21 protein-coding genes and 1 riboswitch are annotated in these 19,201 nt (G+C 38.3%); of the genes, 12 read left to right on the plus strand and 9 right to left on the minus strand.

The genetic code is table 11. The features are described 5' to 3' along the window. The first annotated feature begins 91 nt into the window (after positions 1-91). The 3 genes from DRF67_RS00695 (at position 92) to DRF67_RS00705 (ending at position 2,414) form a co-directional block, all read left to right on the plus strand. A complete protein-coding gene (locus DRF67_RS00695) occupies positions 92-982 on the plus strand; it encodes a cyanophycinase (protein ID WP_115925921.1) in 891 nt (296 codons plus the stop codon). Between the two features lie 254 nt (positions 983-1,236). Further along, a complete protein-coding gene (locus DRF67_RS00700; RefSeq protein ID WP_115925922.1) occupies positions 1,237-2,079 on the plus strand; it encodes an isoaspartyl peptidase/L-asparaginase in 843 nt (280 codons plus the stop codon). 98 nt (positions 2,080-2,177) lie between these two features. Further along, positions 2,178-2,414, plus strand: coding sequence for a YtxH domain-containing protein (locus tag DRF67_RS00705; protein ID WP_115925923.1), 237 nt, complete (start codon positions 2,178-2,180; stop codon positions 2,412-2,414). 410 nt (positions 2,415-2,824) lie between these two features. Here the strand turns inward: DRF67_RS00705 and DRF67_RS00710 are convergent, their stop codons facing one another. The 8 genes from DRF67_RS00710 to DRF67_RS00745 form a co-directional block, all read right to left on the minus strand. Beyond that, positions 2,825-3,616, minus strand: a complete 792-nt coding sequence (locus tag DRF67_RS00710) for a class I SAM-dependent methyltransferase (protein WP_115925924.1) — start codon at positions 3,614-3,616, stop codon at positions 2,825-2,827. An 11-nt stretch (positions 3,617-3,627) separates the two neighbouring features. Next, positions 3,628-4,158: a PH domain-containing protein gene (locus DRF67_RS00715; protein WP_115926264.1), complete on the minus strand. Its 531-nt coding sequence runs from the start codon at positions 4,156-4,158 to the stop codon at positions 3,628-3,630. Between the two features lie 66 nt (positions 4,159-4,224). Further along, positions 4,225-4,878, minus strand: coding sequence for a GNAT family N-acetyltransferase (locus tag DRF67_RS00720; RefSeq protein ID WP_115925925.1), 654 nt, complete (start codon positions 4,876-4,878; stop codon positions 4,225-4,227). 8 nt (positions 4,879-4,886) lie between these two features. Continuing rightward, positions 4,887-5,726: a PH domain-containing protein gene (locus tag DRF67_RS21725; RefSeq protein ID WP_228435697.1), complete on the minus strand. Its 840-nt coding sequence runs from the start codon at positions 5,724-5,726 to the stop codon at positions 4,887-4,889. 9 nt (positions 5,727-5,735) lie between these two features. After that, the gene (locus tag DRF67_RS00730) at positions 5,736-6,599 is read right to left on the minus strand and encodes an SHOCT domain-containing protein (RefSeq protein WP_115926266.1); all 864 of its coding nucleotides are present in this window, start codon (positions 6,597-6,599) and stop codon (positions 5,736-5,738) included. 273 nt (positions 6,600-6,872) lie between these two features. Further along, entirely contained in the window at positions 6,873-8,225 is a 1,353-nt protein-coding gene (hisS, locus tag DRF67_RS00735; RefSeq protein ID WP_115926268.1) for a histidine--tRNA ligase, read from the minus strand. A 120-nt stretch (positions 8,226-8,345) separates the two neighbouring features. Continuing rightward, positions 8,346-8,801 carry an HRDC domain-containing protein gene (locus tag DRF67_RS00740; RefSeq protein ID WP_228435698.1) on the minus strand — a complete coding sequence of 152 codons (456 nt, stop codon included), beginning with the start codon at positions 8,799-8,801 and terminating at the stop codon, positions 8,346-8,348. A gap of 14 nt (positions 8,802-8,815) precedes the next feature. Next, positions 8,816-9,148 carry a single-stranded DNA-binding protein gene (locus tag DRF67_RS00745; RefSeq protein WP_115925926.1) on the minus strand — a complete coding sequence of 111 codons (333 nt, stop codon included), beginning with the start codon at positions 9,146-9,148 and terminating at the stop codon, positions 8,816-8,818. A 404-nt stretch (positions 9,149-9,552) separates the two neighbouring features. Between DRF67_RS00745 and DRF67_RS00750 the strand changes: the two genes are divergently transcribed. The 8 genes from DRF67_RS00750 to DRF67_RS00785 all read left to right on the plus strand — a co-directional run bounded on the left by DRF67_RS00750 (position 9,553) and on the right by DRF67_RS00785 (position 15,470). Continuing rightward, on the plus strand, positions 9,553-10,335 hold the full coding sequence (locus DRF67_RS00750; RefSeq protein WP_228435699.1) for an arginase family protein: 783 nt from the start codon (positions 9,553-9,555) through the stop codon (positions 10,333-10,335). A 122-nt stretch (positions 10,336-10,457) separates the two neighbouring features. Beyond that, a complete protein-coding gene (locus DRF67_RS00755; RefSeq protein ID WP_115925928.1) occupies positions 10,458-11,072 on the plus strand; it encodes an HPP family protein in 615 nt (204 codons plus the stop codon). Positions 11,073-11,077: 5 nt separating this feature from the next. Continuing rightward, the gene (locus DRF67_RS00760) at positions 11,078-11,422 is read left to right on the plus strand and encodes a hypothetical protein (protein WP_115925929.1); all 345 of its coding nucleotides are present in this window, start codon (positions 11,078-11,080) and stop codon (positions 11,420-11,422) included. A gap of 27 nt (positions 11,423-11,449) precedes the next feature. Beyond that, positions 11,450-12,352 carry a TIGR01777 family oxidoreductase gene (locus DRF67_RS00765; RefSeq protein ID WP_115925930.1) on the plus strand — a complete coding sequence of 301 codons (903 nt, stop codon included), beginning with the start codon at positions 11,450-11,452 and terminating at the stop codon, positions 12,350-12,352. Between the two features lie 79 nt (positions 12,353-12,431). Continuing rightward, the gene (nudK, locus tag DRF67_RS00770) at positions 12,432-13,013 is read left to right on the plus strand and encodes a GDP-mannose pyrophosphatase NudK (protein WP_115925931.1); all 582 of its coding nucleotides are present in this window, start codon (positions 12,432-12,434) and stop codon (positions 13,011-13,013) included. 95 nt (positions 13,014-13,108) lie between these two features. After that, positions 13,109-13,483: a hypothetical protein gene (locus DRF67_RS00775; RefSeq protein ID WP_115925933.1), complete on the plus strand. Its 375-nt coding sequence runs from the start codon at positions 13,109-13,111 to the stop codon at positions 13,481-13,483. Between the two features lie 3 nt (positions 13,484-13,486). Beyond that, positions 13,487-14,158: a DUF2306 domain-containing protein gene (locus tag DRF67_RS00780; RefSeq protein WP_115925935.1), complete on the plus strand. Its 672-nt coding sequence runs from the start codon at positions 13,487-13,489 to the stop codon at positions 14,156-14,158. 541 nt (positions 14,159-14,699) lie between these two features. Further along, positions 14,700-15,470: a hypothetical protein gene (locus DRF67_RS00785; protein ID WP_228435700.1), complete on the plus strand. Its 771-nt coding sequence runs from the start codon at positions 14,700-14,702 to the stop codon at positions 15,468-15,470. Positions 15,471-15,606: 136 nt separating this feature from the next. Here the strand turns inward: DRF67_RS00785 and DRF67_RS00790 are convergent, their stop codons facing one another. Continuing rightward, complete coding sequence (locus DRF67_RS00790) at positions 15,607-16,068, minus strand: Lrp/AsnC family transcriptional regulator (RefSeq protein ID WP_115925936.1); 462 nt, start codon at positions 16,066-16,068, stop codon at positions 15,607-15,609. 154 nt (positions 16,069-16,222) lie between these two features. Then, positions 16,223-16,405, plus strand: a riboswitch (cobalamin riboswitch). Positions 16,406-16,715: 310 nt separating this feature from the next. Here DRF67_RS00790 and metE point away from each other — a divergent pair. Next, positions 16,716-19,037 carry a 5-methyltetrahydropteroyltriglutamate--homocysteine S-methyltransferase gene (gene metE, locus DRF67_RS00795; RefSeq protein WP_115925937.1) on the plus strand — a complete coding sequence of 774 codons (2,322 nt, stop codon included), beginning with the start codon at positions 16,716-16,718 and terminating at the stop codon, positions 19,035-19,037. Positions 19,038-19,201: the final 164 nt, after the last annotated feature.

Genomic DNA, 19,201 nt, shown 5'->3' on the forward strand with positions numbered 1-19,201 from the left:
AATTTTAATTCACATTTCTAAAACACTAAAAATCAGTGAAAGATGGCACGTTTTTCGCCAAAGAATGTTATTTATTTTTTAATTTTGTACCATGACAAAACCTGTTGGAAAATTAATAGTTATCGGAGGAGCTGTAAACAAGGGTAGTTTTGCAGAAACCGATTATGATCAGAATATCGAAAAGAATCTTAATTTTTTTGAGCGTGGGATCTTACGAAAGATCATCAATGAATCAAAGCACAAGGAGAATTCTGTCATTGAAATTGTGACTACAGCGTCACAAATTCCTCAGATTGTAGGAACAGAATATAAGAAAGCGTTTGAATTTTTAGGAGCTAGAAATGTAAATGTTATAGATATTCATAACCGTGAGGAAGCTAATTCAGATGCAATGGTTGCCAGGGCGAATGCTGCTGATGTGATGATGTTCACAGGCGGCGATCAGCTGCGGCTCACTTCCATTCTTGGCGGAACGAGATTTCATGATACCATTTTATTAAAATATCAGGAACAGGATTTTATCTATTCAGGAACTTCTGCGGGTGCAGCTGCCGCTTCTGAGAATATGATCTACCAGGGGAGCAGCTCTGAGGCTCTGCTGAAGGGAGAGATCAAAACAACGCAGGGATTAGGACTCATTGATAATGTTATTATTGACACGCATTTTGTACAGCGAGGAAGAATCGGGCGCCTTTTCCAGGCGGTAGTGAATAATCCGAGAACATTGGGAATTGGACTTGGGGAAGATACGGGACTTTTCATTCATAATGATGTAATGACCGCCGTAGGTTCCGGACTTGTCATCCTGGTGGACGGAAGATTCATTAAAGATACCAACCTGACCAACATCAATCTTGGCGAACCGATATCAATTGATAATTTAACCGTTCATGTGATGTCTATGAACGATCATTATGATCTTACAACCAAGACCCTCACCATTGAAAACTCACAGTTTAACCCAATACCCATTGATAAATAACTGAAATAGGATAGAATAAAAACGGACTTAAGTTCCGTTTTTTTGTTTATGTATATTTTTCAGGTTCAGATCTCTTCTAAAGTTTATTTTATGATGGATGGAAAAAAGTTGTGAAGAAGTTACATGATTTTTTGCCGAACGCTTTTATTTTCGTGCTTGGTCCCACAACTTTGTGGGCCATCCTTATTTTTTATTCCATATTTATAAATTAACTTCGTAAAAGAATAACATTTATCAACAATCATTTACATTATATGAAAATTATCATTCACGGTGGTTTTTTTTCGGAAAGTGACCAGAGCCACGAGGTCAAAACGGCAAAACAGAATTCACTAAAAGAAATCGCACAGAAATCATTTGTGTATCTTCAATCACATTCCGCTTTCGATACGGCAGCTTATGCGGTGTCTCTTCTGGAAGACGATCCTTTATATAATGCGGGAATTGGTTCGCAGATTCAGAGCGATGGTATCATCCGGATGAGTGCAGCAATTATGAACGGAGACACCCAAAGGCTAAGTGGTGTCATTAATATTGAGGAGGTAAAAAACCCGGTCTTTGTTGCAAAAGGACTGATCGGGGAAGATGACCGGGTATTGGGTGGACTTGGCGCCAAGCAATATGCCACAAATCACGGTTTTGAAAATTTTTCTACAGAAATACCGCAAAGAAGAAGAGAATATGAAGCCAAGCTTGAAAACGGAGGCAAAGGAACGGTAGGCTGTGTAGCCATCGACAAAGAAGGTAAACTGGCAGTGGCAACCTCCACAGGCGGAAAAGGTTTTGAAATCCCAGGAAGAATATCAGACTCTGCCACAGTAGCCGGCAATTATGCCAACAATTTCTGTGCAGTAAGCTGTACTGGTGTGGGAGAAGATATTGTAAGCAATGCTACAGCAGCAAAGATTGTAACACGGGTTACCGATGGGATGAGTCTTGAAGAAGCATTCGAAAAAACATTTGAGGAGCTTAAGATGATTGACGGATTCGCAGGAGCTATAGCGATAGACCACAATGGAAACCTATTCCACAAGGACTCCTATCCTACCATGGTATTTGCAAGTTTTGACGGCACCAGCTTTGAGGTATTTTCTTAAATTTAACATTTTTTTATAAGTCTAAATATTTTTTTGGCACGTATTTTACATAACTATTAATAACAAATTTTAATATTAATACTTTAAAAATAGAAATCATGGGAAACAAAACAAAAGGCTTATTAGCTTTACTAGGTTTAGGTGCAGTTGCTTACTGGAAATATAAAAATTCAAGTCCTGAAGATCAGCAAGCAGTAAAAGATAAAATCAATACAGCTAAAGACAACTTTAACAAATGGGGAAATGATCTTAAAAATAAAGCCAATGATGTTGCTTCTCAGGTTCAGAACAAAGTGGACGAAGCTAAAACAAAGGCTGAAGATACTTTAAACTAAAAAACAGAAAGTAGTTTTTTTAACATTCATATATAGAAAAAGCCATCGTGATTATTCCGATGGCTTTTTTGATGGAATTCCCTGACAGAAAACGGATGGATCAGTCAGAAGTTGTAGATTAAACAAGACTTTGGATAATCAGAAGTTAAAAAATGATTTATATTGTACTCCTCTGAATTAAAGCCTGAATTTTTAAATTCACATCTTTCTTTGAATAGAAATAGGTTTTGGCTGAAGCCAATGGATAAATTTCTATTATAGGTGAACGGACTAAAGTCCATTCCTATTGAATATTGGTATCGTAAACGGGCAGAATTTGCAAGCCAGCGCTATTATTACTATTGAGCATTGATGATTAGTGAACATTAATTGTAATAGCCACACCTTTTGTGCTGTCTATTCTTTAAAACTTATTTTTTCTTTGCGGTCAATGCATACACTATAGGAATTTTGTTTCCAAACTGGGGAATCCTCCACTTTCCTTTTTCAAATTCTTCAACATGCCTGAAACACGGATAAGGTGACCAATCAAACTCACGGAAGATTTCAAGCTCCATATCCTTCTGTATCAGACTGCTGAGAACTTCAGCTAAGGAATGATTCCACATCACGTATTCCTGTACAATAGGTGCAGACTGATCAGCATATGTTCCCTCATACGTTTCTATGATCGGTTTTTCATTGAAATAATTGTAAGCTACTTTGGCAAAGTCGTCATCAAACATCCAGACCACGGGATGAAATTCTGCCATAATAAACCTTCCACCAGGTTTCAGGAAATGACTGATAACTCCAGCCCACTTTTCAAGATCCGGGAGCCACCCTATAGTTCCGTACGAAGTATAGACAATATCGAATTTCCTATCTAGAACTTCAGGCAAAAGGTACACATCCGAGCAGATAAACTCTGTATCTGTTCCACATTGCGCAGCAAGATCCCGGGCCGCATCGATTGCTTTATCAGAAAGATCAATTCCCATCACCTTTGCTCCCAGTCTTGACAGGGAAATGGAATCCTGTCCAAAATGACACTGCAGATGGAGAATAGTCTTTCCTTCTATATCGCCAAGGAGCTCGAGTTCTATTGAATTAAGTGAACTCCTTCCCTTTAGAAATTCGTCCACAAAGTAGAAATCAGATTTTAAATGGGGTTCTACTTTGGCATTCCATGATTTTTTATTGATTTCTAAGTAGTTTTCCATGATTGGTATATTTATTTTTCAAGAAGTCTTTTCTTCTGATCATTAAATTCCTCTTCGCTTACCACTCCGGCTTCCTTTAATCTGCCCAGTTGTTCCAGCTGATCGAGAAGAGTTGGCTGAGAAGGCTTATCATAGTGTTTGGGACGGGACATAAAGTCCCGTACTTTTTCACAAAACAGCTCAGCATAATATTTTCCCACTCCATCGATCCGGACTGTAATGTCTGAGGTATGAATATCTATAGAAGCAAGCATAAGTGAGGTTTCATACTGGATGGAGCTTATTTTATCGTAAGAAAAATCTTGTACTTTGGGCCCATACATGAACTCTTTATCTACGAAGATCAATCTCCTGTTGGTGGCAACGAGGATAATATGATGTTGTGTGGTGTTACTTCTGCCTTCAACAAGATACACGATTTTTTCTTCTTCTGAAAGTATATCTGGCAGCTCCCGGATTTCTTTTCGGGCAAAAATTGTGGGATTAATATCCAGTTGTTCGAGTTCGTCTTTTATTTCTTCGAGTCTAGATCTCTCATTCATCGTAATAGTTTTATGGATCTAAATTACTGTTTATCGGTAAGAAAATAATTTAATTTAAAAAAAATATTAATGTTGAGAAGGAATAACAATAGATGTATGCAGGCTGTAGACTTCCCAACCTAAAGCTTCATATAAAAATTTTCCTTCTTCTGTGGCAACCAGAAGATTGTTAGAAAATCCTTTTGATAACGCGATATGCTCCAGTTCTTTCAGTAGAAAGGATGCCAATCCTTTCCTTTGATGAGGTATTTCGGTAATGATTCTGTCATAAACAGCAACATCATCTGTCAAGGAAACACGGCCTATTGAAGCCTGTTCACCATTTTCCGCTACAATCCTGACAACAAATGTTCTATTGTATTCAGAAAATTCCAGGTGGTATCCATTTGCAAGACTAATTTCCGGGAAAACCATTGGTTGGAAACAAGTCATTAAATACCCCTGTGGCTGCAGTTGCCATTTTTCAGGAATATTTTCTAAAAGCTGATCAGAAGAGGTGCTTACTTTCAGGTAAACCCAGGGCTCGTCAATGGTTTGAGCAAGTTGAAAAAAGTCTTCATTGAGCTCAGGAAAAACATAACGTTCCTTTTGCTTTTCATCCCCCACAAAAACTCTAAAACCAGACTTATACTGAACAGGAAAAGACACTTCCCTTGACAGACACCAGCCCTTAAGCCACTTTTCAACAATTTTTCTTTTTAACAATCTTTGATCTTCCATATGCCTTTTTATCTTAACTGTTCCAACAGCTTCCTTTTCTGTTCTGTAAACTCAGCATCAGTCAGAATACCACTTTCACGAAGTCTCCCTAATTTCTCAAGTTGCTCAAAGACCATTTCTGATGATACCTCTTTTCCTCTTCCGCTTTGATTTTGATTTTGCTTCTGGGGATCATTATAGATCATCCTTATGACATCATAAAACTTTTCAGCATCTTCTTTATCCATATAGCATTCAAATTCAACCACTCTCTCTTCGAGATGCAATTTGATCACAGGAGATCTGGGATCCGTAACAAAACTTACGGTCTTAATAGTTTCATTGGGATATTCATTGATCTTAGCTTGTCCGAGCATGGATTTCGAAACGGAAAGCATCCTTTTGGCGGTAGCCACCAAAATTCCTGCATCCAGGGTATTAACGAACTGGGCATCAGTTATTGCAATGATTTTTTCATCTTCAGAAATCAGGTAAGGAAGCTCTTTAATTTCGCCCTTTGTGAACATGGAAAGGTTTGCATTAAGCTTCTCAAGCTCGCTTTTTATTTTCCTTTTTCTTTGCCTGTATACTTCCCGTGAAATGGTCTGAGATACCGGATCCTGAAGCGTCGGAAGATATTGTTCTGACTTTCTTGTCAGGTCCTGATGCTGTACATTCCGGCCTTCTATCATATTGCGGATATCACCAATGCTGAATGTATTGAGTTTGTATAACAACTCCTGATTAACAGCACTTCCTTTTTCCAGACATTGGTTGCATAAGGCACCACCATCTGAAAGCTTATTGGCCCCCAGCAATGTGTCCATAGCCGTTAGTTCCGTATTGCATAATGAACAGGTATTTTTCATTTTCCTTGTTTATAATTTATCAAGTAATTTTTTTTTCTGCTCGGCAAATTCATCCTCCGTTAAAATTCCGTTATCCTTAAGCCTCCCCAGCTTTTCAAGCTGCTCGAAAATAGCTTCAGATGACTCTTTACCAGCGGCGAATGCATTTTCCTTAACCAACCCGGAAATATTGGGTTGGAAAGCATGTAACTGTTCGGTAGATCGTTTCTGATATTGCTGAGGTTCCTGAATATTTCTGTTAACGATGGTACAGAATGCCCTTCCATCATTTTTGTTGTGCAATTTAAATTCGGCTGAAATACCTTTGATATTGACTTTTAAAACAGAATACAAAAGGTTTTCAATATGTTCTATAGAAATAATCTCCCGCAGAGGAAACTCATTTCTGACAATTCCGCCTAAAATCTTTTTATCTATAAAAACAACTCTTCTCGGCGTTGCAAAAACAATTCCTTCCCTATTATTCTGAAGATAGATACATTCTGCGATAGCCAAAAGATTTTCATCCTGATCCAACACACGGTCCAGTTCATTGACCTCTTCATTGGCAAAGACACTTAGCCTTGCATTAAGGGCCACGATCTGGTCTTTGATGGCATCCAATCTTGTTGGCGCATCATATTCATATGTATTTCCATTGGAGCTTTGTATCCCGCCAGGATTTTGGCTTGCATCAATTTTATTCTTAAGAAACATTCCTGTAATCTCTGCGAAGTAAAACTGGTCCAGCGTATTGATAAGATCTCTGTTAATACTGATTGCTTTGGTAAAGCATCCGGTGCACAGGTATCCGCCATCCGCAAGCTTATTTTTTTCTATCAGCATATCTGTGGGCGTAAGTGGTGTTCCGCACAATGCACAAATCGTATTCATTTGGTTTTATGTTTAAAAGTTTTTAGCGAATCAAGAGGATATTTTTCACGCTCTCTTACTACCGATCCAAAGTACAAATTCTAAACTGAATTTAGATATCAAAAATATTTAAATCTTACTATCTGTCAAACAAATCAACCACAAAAAAGCTTTTGTGGTTGATTTTTCTTTCGCGTATCTTCAATAAACTTATAATTTATCGAAGTGATTCTTTAATTTTTACGTACTATGGAGGTTCTTTTTCTTCAGTTATTCTCTATACAAGATTTTAAACTACTGTCCTAAGAATTCCTCCAAAGAAACAGTTTTCTGTTCTCCGGCTTCAAGATTTTTGAAGGTGACCGTATTATTTTTAATTTCCTCTTCCCCCAAGAAAACAAGGTTTTTAATCCCTTTCTTCTCAGCGTAGGTAAACTGTTTGTTGATTTTCGCATTTTCAGGATATAGTTCCGCTGAAATTCCATTGGCTCTTAGTTTCATCATTAGCTTTAGGGCCTCTGTTGTTCCATCCGCTCCAAAGTTCGCGATCAGATATTCAACTTTGGATGATGCTTCTTCAGGGAAAAGATTCAATTCTTCCATAACGAGATAAATTCTGTCTAATCCGAATGAAATTCCTATTCCCGGAATATTTTTAACGCCAAAAACTTCAGTTAGGTTATCATATCTACCTCCACCACCTATGGATCCCATAGCCACTTCATCTGCTTTCACTTCGAAAATAGCACCTGTATAATAATCCAGACCTCTTGCTAAAGTAATGTTAAACACCAGGCTTTGCATGTTTACGCCCAAATTAAGAGATTGTGTAAGAACAAACTCCAACTCTTCCACTCCTTTCAAGCCGATTTCGTTACCCGCAAATTTCTCTTTCAGCTGAAGAAGATTTTCTAAGGCATCATCCGACTGACTGAACAGAAAATCCAGTTTATCAATTGACTCCTGAGCTATTTCTCTCTCTAGCAGTTCGTTGACAACTCCTTCTTTACCAATTTTATCAAGTTTATCCAAAGCCACAGTAAACTCAATCAGCTTATCGGTAATCCCCGCATATTCTGCTAATCCCGAAAGGATTTTTCTGTTATTCATATGAATGGTTACAGGAACCTTCAGGTCTGCAAATGATTTTAAGTACAGCTGAACCAGATCCACCTCCTGCAACAGGCTTTCACTTCCTACCACATCAGCATCACACTGATAAAATTCTCTGTATCTTCCCTTCTGCGGTCGGTCTGCTCTCCAGACTGGCTGAATCTGAAAACGTTTGAAAGGAAACGTCAGTTTCCCGTGATTCATAGCAACAAATCGTGCAAAAGGTACGGTAAGGTCGTAACGAAGTGCTTTATCAGAAATTTGCGAAGTAAGCTTTTGATGATTTTTATGGTCCCAATCTTCCTGGTTTACTTTTGAAGTATACTCACCTGAGTTCAAGATCTTAAAAATCAGACGGTCACCTTCTTCCCCGTATTTTCCTGTCAGTGTGGAAAGATTTTCAAAGCTCGGTGTTTCCAATGGCTGGAAACCGAATAATTCAAAATTATTCTGTAGAATATTGATAATATATTTTCTTCTGGAAACTTCCTGTGCTGTAAAATCTCTCGTCCCTTTTGCTAAACTTGGCTTCATTTCTTGTATGTCATTTTGATAAACGCAAAAGTACGGAATTGCCAGGAATTTTACACAGCATAAAAACCGGGAAAGAATCTTCCCGGTTTTTATCATCAGATCATCATTGATTCTGAAAAATCATACACTTTCAAGGATCTCCAGTATTTCTTCACCATAATTTTCAATCTTATGTTTTCCGAAACCTTTGATTTCCAGAAGTTCTTCTTTTTTGGCAGGCTTGTACTTGGCTACAGACATCAGTTCCTTGTTGCTGGCAATAAAGTAGGTGGGAAGATTCTGCTCTCTCGCTTTTTCCGATCTCCACACCTTAAGGGCATCAAGAATTTTTTCTTCATCTGTATTCAAAGAGTCGTTATCTGCTGAGTATTTCGCCACTTTTGGTTCTTTTACTGTATTTTTTGACAATTTATATTCTTCAAAATATAGGATTACAGACCAATACCGTTCTTCACTCACAAAAGCTGTTTCCACTTTCATGATCTCATGGGCTTCGAGGAACTCGTCCAGCATTTGCTGATCTTTATAGAGAAATTCTTCGGGAAGCCTTATTTTAAAAACCTTTACTTTCATCATTTGCGTTTTTAGAATTATTTCCCTCCTAATAAAAGGATTTCATCGATGCGAATTTCGGTTATATACCGCTTTACTCCGTCTTTATCGTCATACGATCTGTACGTAATTTTTCCTTCAATGGCTATTTCTTTACCTTTGGGAACGTATTTTTCAAGGATTTCCGCCGCTCTACCGAATGCGATGAGATTGTGCCATTGTGTTTCTTCTACCTTTTCACCTTTAGCATTGGTGTAATGATCGGTGGTAGCCAGCGATACGCTTGCTTTTACATTTCCGCTTTCGAAGTTTATCAATTCAACTTCTTTACCTGTGTAACCAATAAGTGTTACTTTGTTTCTTAGTGACATAACTTTTAGATTTTAAAGATTAATAATCAGATCAGAGAGGTTCACTGTTTTCTCAAATCTCTGTTGCAAAGATTGCGATCACAGCCCAGCGCAGTCGGTTACAAACTATTTAAATCCGTTTGTAATCGTTTGAAAACGAATAAAGAAATAAAAATTGTCCTGCATAAATTGGTCGTGTTCGAAATGAATAAGCCTAAATTCTACTTTTAAATTAAAAATTCAACAATCAAGATTATAATTTGAGAAATTTTGCAACTTAAAAAAAAATTAAAGCCAGAGTGAAAAATTTCAATTTGATTTTTTTTTTTGCAAAGAGAAGAATTGATTTATTCATTATCATCTTTTATATCGCTGACCTATCCATTTACAAACGGATAATTCCTTACCTTTGTGAAAATTCATTTATGAAAAGGGACATCAATATTTTTGAGTTTCCTCTCAATTTGGGGCTAACAAAAAAAGAACATGAGATAGAACCTGGAGTACGTAAACTTCCGGACTGGCTCAGAAAGTTTGATTTTCATAAAAGAATCTCTCCTTCCCATGTTTTCAGGCTTGAAGCGCCGGAATATACTATGGATTTTGACAATGAGTCGAAAGTCAGGAATGCGGACGGTATTATTGACTACGCAAGACAACAGGCTGAGCTTATTGTAGGTAATTATAAGAAAGATACCTTTAATATTATTCTGGGTGGCGATTGCAGTATTCTGATCGGAAATGCAATTGCATTGAAAAAGCTGGGGAATTTCGGACTTTTTTATCTTGACGGACATACGGACTTTATCCCGCCTGAACTCTCAGAAACGGGAGGCGCAGCAGGAATGGATCTCGCCATTATTACCGGAACCGGACATCAGAAACTGACGGATATAGATGGATTGAAGCCTTATTTATCTGAAGATAATATTTTCTGTTGTGGAAATGCAGAAACAGATGATGATGAATATGTGCGTGCAATCGTTAACTCTGATATTCATTACTTTGACCTTGGACATCTCCGCCGGAACGGCTTTAGAAAAACGGCTGAAGATTTCTTAAAAATGACACAAGAAAAAGGGCTGGACGGCTTTTTCATCCATTTGGATGTGGATGTCCTGAAAGACGAACTTATGCCCGCCGTAGACAGCAGAATGGATGACGGGATCCTATGGAGATCTCAGCGAAATGTTGCAACCTCTGATTGAAAACCCACACTGCTTTGGTATGGAAATTACCATCTTAGATCCTGATTATGATCAGGACGGAACCTACACTCAGCCTTTTGCAGACCACCTTATTCAAATTTTAAAAAAATAAAGAAGATTAAATGAAGAAGACCATTAAAAGAACATTCAGAGTCTCAAAATATGTAATCTATAAAGAAACTCTTGTTGATTATAAAGAGCATTTCTGGTCATTTCTAGGAGCGTTTTTTGGCATTGGGATTATTGCATTTATCCAGTCGCATTCACTTACAGAGACGGAAAACATATTCCTGATCGGTTCTTTCGGGGCCTCTAGTGTACTGATCTATGGAGCCATTCAGAGTCCCCTTGCCCAGCCCAGGAATCTTGTGGGCGGCCATGTTCTTTCTGCACTGGTGGGAGTCACCGTCTATCAGTTTGTGCCCGATATTATCTGGCTTTCTGCACCGTTGGCGGTAGCTTTTTCCATTGTATTGATGCAGTATACCAAGACTCTGCATCCACCGGGAGGAGCCACTGCGCTGATTGCGGTAAGCTCGACAGGAAAAATTCCGGAGCTTGGATACTGGTATGTAATCTCTCCTGTTCTTTCAGGGTGTATTATTCTGCTGATTGTGGCATTATTTTTTAATAATATAACGTCAAACAGGAGCTATCCTTCCCATAGCAGATTTAAAAAGCTGTTAAGAAAAAAACATGCCCATGGACATGTGCAACACCATAAAATGAAAAAATAAACATCATGAACTGCCTGGAATGTGGCGAAAAAATTATCGGACGATCCGATAAAAAATTCTGCAACGATGCCTGCCGGAACGCCTACAATAATAAACAGAACAAGGATTCTAACAACCTGATGCGGAATGTCAATAATAAGCTCCGTAAAAATTATCGCATCCTTGTAGAAATCAATACGGATGGCAAAACAAAAGTGACCAGAGCCAGACTGGATGGCTTGGGTTTTGATTTTGATTATTTTACCAATCTGAAAGTTTATAAAAACGGTTCTGAATACAAGTTTATTTATGATTACGGATATAAACTTCTGGATGATGACTTTATACTGATCGTAAAAAATCAGGCATAGCAATACTCACCACCATTAAACAGCAATATGAAAGAAGTAGTTTTGATTACCGGAGCCAGCGGTATGATTGCCAGGGAGCTAGCCTACAGGCTGGGAACGCAATATAATGTAAGGCTTCTCACCCGCCGGAAAAAACAGGACAATGAATATGAATGGGATCCGGGAAAAAGAAGTATAGATGAAGCAGCTCTGGATAATGTTTCTCACATCATTCACCTTGCAGGTGCCAATATTTCAGAGAAACGCTGGACTCCAGAAAGAAAAAGGCAATTGATCTCCAGCCGGGTGGATTCTGCAGAACTCCTACGGACTGCTTTAAAAAAGAATAATATAAAACTGAAGTCCTTTATTTCGGCTTCAGGAATCAATTTTTATGGGACGGTAACATCGGAAAAGATATTTCAGGAAGATGATCTGCCAGGTAATGACTTTCTAAGTGAAGTGGTTGTGCAATGGGAAAGAGCGGCTGATGATTTTAAAGAGCAGGATCTTGCGGAAAGGGTCGTAAAGATCCGCACCGCTGTTGTCCTTTCTGAAAAAGACGGTGCCCTGAAAAAAATGATCACACCGGTACAATATTATATCGGTTCGCCTTTGGGAAGCGGGAAACAGTATATGCCCTGGATCCACATTGACGACATCTGCTCAATCTACGAATTTGCTTTGAAAAATTCAGGCATGCATGGTCCGTATAATGCTGTTTCTCCACAGCACATTACCAATGCAGAGTTCACAAAAAAAATGGCTAAAGTCCTACACAAACCTTTACTGATGCCTAATGTTCCGGAGTTTGTTTTAAAACTGATTTTTGGAGAACTTGCCAATGCAGTTCTTAAGGGCTCCAGGGCTTCTTCGCAAAAAATTCAAAATGCAGGCTTTCAGTTTAAGTTCCCTGAAGTCACGGAGGCACTGAATGATTTACTAAAATAATTTCCAATAATCTTGTCAGGCTCTTTCATGGAAAGAGCTAATGAGATTTCCAATCCATTACAATATAGAGATATATCTTATGCAAAACCCTAATATCACCATCTTAAAAACAGAGATTCTTTCTGACAACTGGTATACCTTAAACAAAGTGACGTATTCGATTCGAAAAAAAGACGGTACGGAAGAGACCCAAAGCAGAGAAGCTTATGACCGCGGAAATGGAGCTGTAATACTGCTTTACAACAGGGTTTCCCGAAATGTCATTCTTACCAGACAGTTCCGGCTTCCCACCTACATTAATGGAAATGCAACAGGAATGCTTATTGAGGCCTGTGCAGGACTACTGGATCATGACAATCCGGAGGATTGCATCCGAAGGGAAACCGAAGAAGAAACCGGATATAAAATCACCCAGGCACAAAAAGTGTTTGAAGCCTATATGTCTCCCGGATCGGTTACAGAAATTCTTCATTTCTTTATTGCCGAATATTCACATGATATGAAAATTAACGATGGTGGCGGACTGGAAGAAGAAGGTGAACAGATTGAAGTTCTGGAATTTTCTTTTGAGGAAACGCTGAAAATGATTGATACAGGAGAAATTAAAGATGCTAAGACCATTATGCTTTTGCAGCATTTACGAATCAAAGGAATATTGTAGAATCAGGATATCATTGATGATTAATTGATGATGTGTAAAAGCCTGTATAATAAATAAAAATATTAACTTATTACTCTTATTTTAAACTATTAATCATGATTGAACATGTAAAGCTTGCCATTAATCCCAAATTTCAGGATTGGGTTCTTTTTGAAAATGGTACATATATTATTTTTGACGACATTTCTACTGTCGAAGACGTAAAAGAAGAAGCAATAAAACTAATGAAAGAATTTGGGCCGGTATATGGTGGGGGCCCAGCAGGGGATTTTAATATTATACACTTAAAGCTAACCGAAGGATGGCTTGTTTCCGGACATGGGTATGGTATGTATACTTATGTACATCCTTCAGAACTGGATTGTGAATCCCCAAATGATCTTGAAATAGGGCTGTATGGAAGATCGAAAAGAAATTCAGATGGTCAGAATCCTGAAATAATCCATATCAACAGCGCTGAACCTTCATAAGTCATGCAATCTTTGGGAATAAAAATCATAAAAGTAACTGCTTTATTTTTAATCCTTCTTTTCAGTATTCTAATGCTGAAAACGATTTCCCAATATACATCATTTAATAAAAACATCGGATTTCTGGCCTTTAAGCAGCAGGTGGTCGGGAATCCGTACTGGATGGCTTTTTTCTACATTCATATTTTTTCTATAACACTTTGTCTTCTGGCTGGCCTTACCCAATTTTCCAATCGGTTTTTAGTAGAGAACAGAGTTCTTCATAAGATCATTGGGAAAATATATGTTTACAATATTTTGATTATCAATGTTCCGGCATGTTTTGTACTGGGACTGTTTTCAAATGGAGGTCTTATCGGTATTACAGGATTTTTGATTCAGGATATTCTCTGGGCCTATTTCACTGTTGCTGCTGTCCTTTCTATTAAAAAAGGAAATATGATCAGGCATAGAAATTATATGATGTTAAGCTATGCGGTAACCACAACAGCCATTACATTCAGGATCGTTAAAAATCTTTTGTATAATGAAACCCAACATGATTACCAGCTTTTTTATGGTTTAAATGTTTGGGCTGCCCTTTTCATCAACATGTGCATAGCTTATGTAATGATCAGAAAAAATACAGGATTATCTGGAAAAATCAACAGTAGAAAAGAAAATACAAAGACTTAGAAATGATACCAGAAAAAATGATCCGATAAATATTAATGTATTAAAAATCAATTCATACTTGCTATTCTTAGTCCATTTATTGAAAAAACGCATGATCAGATATGCGATTCCTCCGAAAACAGCGATAATAAAAAGAAGAAAAAAATAATAGATCATGGTTTGTGTTTATTCATGTAAATCTATTATTTTAAATCTGAAAAAACAATGATCAAGACCAAGAAAAGGAATTAAGATGACCCAATTTTTAATCCAACCTTTTGAATTTATTCCAAAACCCAATGAGTTTGATACGAAATCAATATAGAAGTTTGTCGAAATCCAAGTAAATTACCAACAATATTCACATCCATAATTTTTATTTATATTATCTGTATACCTCACAGTTAAAGGCTTTCCATATAAATTATAAAACTTTAATAACCTCTACAGTACAAAATCCATATAAAATTTGCAAAATCAATTGAGAAAATCTATTTATATTTTGAATTTAAAGCCTTAATTTTGAAGCGAAATTCAGAAAATTCAGATTCTTTCAACAACTATGTACATTAAAAAATTGACGATCGGGCTTTCTTTAGCTCTGTCTGTTACTATATGGGGTCAGAAAGCGCCCGCAAAAGCTTCCAATCTGGCACCTTACAGCTATCAGACCTTTAATTGTGATAACAAGGGTTATTTTGATTCCATCAGATATAAAAAAGAGGAAATAGACGGAGTGAATAAGCTGTTGTATCAGTTCAATGGGGTTCAGTTTGACATCCGTCCGGTTTTCAAAATTTCTCAGCTGGAAGAAATCCGGAAGAATAGAGAAGCTTATCTAGAAGATCTGGACAGGCAATACCAGGAAAAGAAAAAGGAACTGTACAGCCTGAAAGTGATCGACCTTCCGATGTGGAAAAAACTTCAGCAGGAAACCATTCACTCTTTTGAAAACGAATACCAACTGAATAAAGAAGAAATTATCGCGTATTCTGATCCTTCCACACTGAAAAACAGCAAGTATTACGAGACCTGCAGAGAACAGATTGACGCTATTTCTTCCCCTGATAAAGAAAAAATGTTTGCTGTATGGAAAAACTATACGGAACTCAAAAGCAAAAACAATGCTGATCCAAAGGCAGTAATGGCAAGATTCAATGCGAAAATGAATGATCCTCAAAAGGAAGATTATGCGCTGATCGATATGATTGGTCTAGGATTTCATAACTGTGCCAACAGCAGCTTCAGACAAAAACGTGATGACGAGGGAACAGTCTATAAAGATTTTGACAAAATCTTTACGAAGTTGAAAAGAAATTGTGATGAGCCATAAGCTTAACTGATTGTAAATATACGAGAGCAGTACTCATTTCGGGTACTGCTTTTTGTTTGGACTATTCAATGTATTCAAACCGTTGAATTACTGTGAGAGTAATCACTACAGAACTGATATGCGTAATGTACGCTTCTTATATGGAAACGCCATGCGTATTTTTGACTTCAGCCATCGCAAAGGTACTGTGAGTGCTTCCTATAGAATCCACTGATCCCAGCTTATTGAATACAAAATCCTGATAGTGCTTCATATCCCTCACTTGAACCTTTAGCAGAAAATCAAAATCACCGGATATATTATAGCATTCTGCTACCTCATCGATGTGCAGGATATCTTTCACAAACCGATTTCCAACGGAACGGTCGTGGATTTTCAATTTAACCTGACAAAATACAATAAAACCCCTGTTCAGCTTTTCAGCTTCCAAAACAGCAGCATAGTGCTTTATATACCCTTCCTGTTCAAGTCTTTTAACTCTCTCAAAAACAGGAGAAGGGGATAAATTGATTTCCTTTGCCAGTTCTTTCACGGTTAGTTTAGCATTTTTCTGCAGGATTCTTAGCAGCTGAAGATCCTTTTCATCTAGTCTTTCCACAGGATAATATTCTTTTTTATAATATTTTTTTCAAAATTAAAGAATATTTATCTTTTATAGTACTAAAAAATAAAATTATATCCTTAATTTTCAAATAAACTCCAATTAATTACCCATATTATTTACCTTTACAACCTATTTTGTTCTTTAAAATACTTCATCAAACAGAAAAGGTTTTACCATCGTAGATTAATAGGGAATCGTGTGAAAATCACGAGCTGTCGCGCAACTGTAAGTAACAAAACCAAAGCTTTTATCAAAGATATCCACTGCCAAAGCGGGAAGGATGATAAAAGCTGTTACAAGCCAGGAGACCTGCCTGTTCTGAACTGACAATGCTTTCGCGGTTGAAGCTTTTGGTCATACAGATGATATTTTGTGAACGTACCTGGATGTGGATTGATATTTTGTGAAGCCGGTATTTTTTATAGCAATACTCTGCTTAATGGCAAGAGGTATACTGCTGTAATCATGAGCGGTCTGTTTCGCACAGAATGAAATTGATTTCTATACTCCAAAGTTATCAGACTCTGATCACATTACGTTCGTCAAGTATTTTTCTTTATTGCTGAAATTCTTCCGCGCTGGTGTTGCGAAGCATTATAAGAGGGCTTTTATAGCTAAAATTTAATTAAAAGTTTAAAAGAATGCAAACACACATCCTTGGCTACCCGCGTATTGGTAGCACCAGAGAACTCAAGAAAGCCTGTGAACAGTATTGGGCAGGAAAAACATCAGCCCGAGAATTGCTGGAAACCGGAGACCACATCAGCCTTCAAAACTGGAAACTTCAGCAGGAAGCAGGTATTGATCTTATTCCGTGCAATGATTTTTCCTATTATGACCAGGTATTGGATATGACCCTTACCGTGGGAGCTATTCCTGAACGGTATCAGGAGATCGCTTCTGATGCCGGCAGTACGGAGCTCGACCTCTATTTCGCCATGGCAAGAGGGTATCAGAAAAACGGATTGGACATTACGGCTATGGAAATGACAAAATGGTTTGATAGCAACTATCACTATATCGTTCCGGAATTCAGTAAGAACCAACAGTTCCGTCTCTTTTCAGATAAGATCATCAATGCATTGATCAGCGCCAGGCAGGCAGGAATCAACGCAAAGCCCGTTATTATTGGTCCCCTAACTTATCTTCTTTTGGGGAAAGAGAAAGAAGACGGTTTTGATAAACTGGATCTGGTTCAAAACCTGCTGCCGGTTTATATTGAACTCCTAAAGGAACTTGAACGTCAGGGGGCCACGTACATCCAGTTTGATGAGCCTTTTCTGGCATTGGATCTCAATGAAAAAGCAAAGAAAGCCTATGAGTTAGTGTACGCTGAGCTCAGGAAACACTTCACAAATCTGAAGTTCATTGTGGCCACTTATTTTGAGGGTGTAAAAGACAACCTCTCCCTTGCAGTATCTCTCCCTGCTGATGTACTGCATATTGACCTGATACGCTGTCCCGAACAGCTGGATGAGGTATTACAGCATATTCCGCCAACCCTAAGCCTTTCTTTAGGCATTATAGATGGACGAAACATATGGAAAAATGATTTTGAGAAATCCTTACAGTTCATTAGAAAAGCCGTTGCTACAATGGGGACAGAAAGAATTTTCATCGCCCCTTCCTGCTCTCTTCTTCATATCCCTTTTGATCTTGACGCTGAAGGGAATGAAAGTATACTTTCGCCTGAAATTAAACAGTGGATGGCTTTTGCCAAACAGAAAGTCTATGAAGTTACCTCTCTCAAAAAACTGGCTTCAGAAAATCCGGATTATCATATTTTACAGCAGCTGGCCGAAAATAAACAGGCAATCGAAAACCGCAAGGTTTCCCCTTTGATTCATCATCAGGAGGTAAAAAGCCGCGCTGCCTTCACCACTGAAAATGATGCGCAGAGAAACAGTCCGTTCAGTGTAAGAAAACAGGCTCAGAAATCATTACAGCTTCCTCTGTTTCCCACTACGACCATCGGGTCTTTCCCACAGACAAAAGAAGTACGGGGCTGGAGAGCAAAATTCAAAAGAGGAGAACTCACCGCTGCACAGTATGATGATCTGCTGAAAAGGGAAACAGAAAGAACCATCCGGTGGCAGGAGGAAATTGGAATAGATGTGCTCGTCCATGGTGAGTTTGAGCGCAATGATATGGTAGAATATTTCGGGGAACAGCTGGCTGGCTTTGCCTTTACCCAAAACGGGTGGGTACAGAGCTATGGAAGCCGATGTGTAAAGCCTCCTGTGATTTATGGTGATGTTCACCGCCCTCATCCCATGACCGTTTATTGGTCAGAATACGCCCAGTCTTTAACGCAAAAATGGGTGAAGGGAATGCTCACCGGCCCTGTCACAATTCTTCAATGGTCATTTGTACGGGACGATCAGCCTCGTTCTCTTACGTGTAAACAAATCGCCCTGGCTATTCGCGACGAGGTAACGGATCTTGAAAAAGCGGGAATAAGGGTTATTCAGATTGACGAACCGGCGATCCGGGAAGGCCTTCCTTTAAGAAAATCGGAATGGCAGCAGTACCTGAAATGGGCTGTTGAAGCATTCAGAATTTCTGCCAGCGGTGTTGGGGACGCCACTCAGATTCATACGCACATGTGCTATTCTGAATTCAACGATATCATTCAGAATATTGCTGATATGGACGCTGATGTGATCACCATAGAATGTTCCAGAAGCCAAATGGAGCTGCTGAATGCTTTTGCCGATTTTAAATATCCGAATGAAATTGGTCCCGGAGTCTATGATATTCATTCTCCCAGGGTTCCTTCCAAAGAAGAGATGGTTCGGCTCCTTAAGAAAGCTCAGGCTGTCATTCCCGCACAACAGCTTTGGGTAAATCCCGACTGTGGACTGAAGACCCGTCATTGGGAAGAGACGGAAAAGGCACTGATCGCGATGGTAGAAGCTTCACGGGAAGCAAGTGCTGCTTATGCCACAGAAAAAGCTGAGTGATAAGTCTGATGATTATTCTACAGAACAGAAGCTAAGGTTTCTGTTCTGTTTTCTTTTAAATAAAAACAGTTCACTCTTCCACTCTTTATACAAGCCAATTTTTATTATTCAATTCACTGTCTGCCATCAAATGTTATATTGGTAATCAACTTTTTGATTTGTTC

The organism is Chryseobacterium pennipullorum (genome assembly GCF_003384725.1).
GTDB lineage: Bacteria > Bacteroidota > Bacteroidia > Flavobacteriales > Weeksellaceae > Chryseobacterium > Chryseobacterium pennipullorum.

What these genes read in the sequence shown, in the direction of transcription:
- DRF67_RS00695 (WP_115925921.1), top strand. Translation starts at nt 92, where the DNA reads ATGACAAAACCTGTTGGAAAATTAATAGTTATCGGAGGAGCTGTAAAC.
- DRF67_RS00720 (WP_115925925.1), bottom strand. Translation starts at nt 4,878, where the DNA reads ATGGAAGATCAAAGATTGTTAAAAAGAAAAATTGTTGAAAAGTGGCTT.
- DRF67_RS00760 (WP_115925929.1), top strand. Translation starts at nt 11,078, where the DNA reads ATGAACTGCCTGGAATGTGGCGAAAAAATTATCGGACGATCCGATAAA.
- DRF67_RS00755 (WP_115925928.1), top strand. Translation starts at nt 10,458, where the DNA reads ATGAAGAAGACCATTAAAAGAACATTCAGAGTCTCAAAATATGTAATC.
- DRF67_RS00730 (WP_115926266.1), bottom strand. Translation starts at nt 6,599, where the DNA reads ATGAATACGATTTGTGCATTGTGCGGAACACCACTTACGCCCACAGAT.
- metE (WP_115925937.1), top strand. Translation starts at nt 16,716, where the DNA reads ATGCAAACACACATCCTTGGCTACCCGCGTATTGGTAGCACCAGAGAA.
- nudK (WP_115925931.1), top strand. Translation starts at nt 12,432, where the DNA reads ATGCAAAACCCTAATATCACCATCTTAAAAACAGAGATTCTTTCTGAC.
- DRF67_RS00745 (WP_115925926.1), bottom strand. Translation starts at nt 9,148, where the DNA reads ATGTCACTAAGAAACAAAGTAACACTTATTGGTTACACAGGTAAAGAA.
- DRF67_RS00705 (WP_115925923.1), top strand. Translation starts at nt 2,178, where the DNA reads ATGGGAAACAAAACAAAAGGCTTATTAGCTTTACTAGGTTTAGGTGCA.
- DRF67_RS00780 (WP_115925935.1), top strand. Translation starts at nt 13,487, where the DNA reads ATGCAATCTTTGGGAATAAAAATCATAAAAGTAACTGCTTTATTTTTA.
- DRF67_RS00740 (WP_228435698.1), bottom strand. Translation starts at nt 8,801, where the DNA reads ATGATGAAAGTAAAGGTTTTTAAAATAAGGCTTCCCGAAGAATTTCTC.
- DRF67_RS00765 (WP_115925930.1), top strand. Translation starts at nt 11,450, where the DNA reads ATGAAAGAAGTAGTTTTGATTACCGGAGCCAGCGGTATGATTGCCAGG.
- DRF67_RS21725 (WP_228435697.1), bottom strand. Translation starts at nt 5,726, where the DNA reads ATGAAAAATACCTGTTCATTATGCAATACGGAACTAACGGCTATGGAC.
- DRF67_RS00700 (WP_115925922.1), top strand. Translation starts at nt 1,237, where the DNA reads ATGAAAATTATCATTCACGGTGGTTTTTTTTCGGAAAGTGACCAGAGC.
- DRF67_RS00710 (WP_115925924.1), bottom strand. Translation starts at nt 3,616, where the DNA reads ATGGAAAACTACTTAGAAATCAATAAAAAATCATGGAATGCCAAAGTA.
- DRF67_RS00785 (WP_228435700.1), top strand. Translation starts at nt 14,700, where the DNA reads ATGTACATTAAAAAATTGACGATCGGGCTTTCTTTAGCTCTGTCTGTT.
- DRF67_RS00750 (WP_228435699.1), top strand. Translation starts at nt 9,553, where the DNA reads ATGAAAAGGGACATCAATATTTTTGAGTTTCCTCTCAATTTGGGGCTA.
- DRF67_RS00715 (WP_115926264.1), bottom strand. Translation starts at nt 4,158, where the DNA reads ATGAATGAGAGATCTAGACTCGAAGAAATAAAAGACGAACTCGAACAA.
- hisS (WP_115926268.1), bottom strand. Translation starts at nt 8,225, where the DNA reads ATGAAGCCAAGTTTAGCAAAAGGGACGAGAGATTTTACAGCACAGGAA.
- DRF67_RS00775 (WP_115925933.1), top strand. Translation starts at nt 13,109, where the DNA reads ATGATTGAACATGTAAAGCTTGCCATTAATCCCAAATTTCAGGATTGG.